The sequence below is a fragment of the Komagataeibacter sp. FXV3 genome, from assembly GCF_015155755.1.
GTDB lineage: Bacteria > Pseudomonadota > Alphaproteobacteria > Acetobacterales > Acetobacteraceae > Komagataeibacter.
The window spans coordinates 1-923 of record NZ_VWPI01000201.1 but is presented as its reverse complement, the minus strand read 5'-3'; the positions used below and the strand labels follow the sequence as shown (position 1 = coordinate 923).

Sequence of the window (923 nt, the reverse complement as noted above, 5' to 3'; positions counted from 1 at the left end):
ATCAGGCCTTCTGCGTTGAAGCCCTGAAGATCTGCGCGATGGACTTTGCAAGGGCTGCGTCAAATTCCGCATCCGTCATGGTGTAGCGCAGGTCTTCGAGCAGCGCGCGCGAGAAGCTGGCGATCATGCCATGGTTCTTCGCCAGCCGCTGGCACGCTTCATCACGCGGATACCCACCGGACAGCGCCACGACACGCTGCACGCGCGGGTGCCTGATCAGGTCAAGGTAAAGATCGGCCTTTTCAGGGATCGAGACCTTGATCATCACCTGATAGTCACCGGGCAGGGCATCCAGCCCACGGTGCAGTTCATCATGCAGCAGGGTTTCCGCCCCCGCCTTGTCCGGGCTTTTGATCAGTACTTCGGGTTCCATGATGGGCACGAGGCCACGGGCCGCAATCTGCTCGGCCAGGGAGAACTGCTGCTTCACGATGGCGGCAACGCCCTCGCGCTCGGCCAGGCGGATGACCGAACGCGCCTTCGTGCCGTAAATACCCTTGCTGATGGCCTGGTCCAGCAGGGCTTCAAGGTTGGGGATGGGCTTCATCATCTGCACGCCGCCCGCCTCGGCCTCCAGCCCCTTGTCCACCTTCAGGAAGGGAACGACCCCCTTTTCCTTCCACAGGTAGGCGGGGACGGGCGTGTCCCCGACCAGCCCGTTCATGGTCTGCTCGAACAGGATGGCGGCAAGGATGCTCTTGCCCGTAAAGGCCGGGGCGGTGATGACCCTGACCCGCATTTCGTGCATCAGGGCGAACATCTGGGCATCGGTGCTGTAGGCGCTGTCCGGTATGCCGTAATGCCGCAGCGCACCCGGTGTTGATCCCCCGCTCTGGTCCAGGGCCGCGATGAAACCCGCGTTCTCCGACATGTTCTTACGCATCTGGTCAACTGGCATGGTTATTTATCCTATGTTCAGTATT

Annotated in this window: 1 protein-coding gene; it reads right to left on the bottom strand. The window is 61.4% G+C overall.

Annotation, left to right across the window (positions count from 1 at the left end; all coding sequences use genetic code 11):
* Nucleotide 1: 1 nt before the first annotated feature.
* Nucleotides 2-898, bottom strand: coding sequence for a fructose bisphosphate aldolase (locus F1542_RS16940; protein WP_193734019.1), 897 nt, complete (start codon nucleotides 896-898; stop codon nucleotides 2-4).
* Nucleotides 899-923 lie beyond the last annotated feature (25 nt).

Bases quoted from the DNA above. Each gene is read 5' to 3' on its own strand.
- F1542_RS16940 (WP_193734019.1), bottom strand. From the start codon at position 898: ATGCCAGTTGACCAGATGCGTAAGAACATGTCGGAGAACGCGGGTTTC.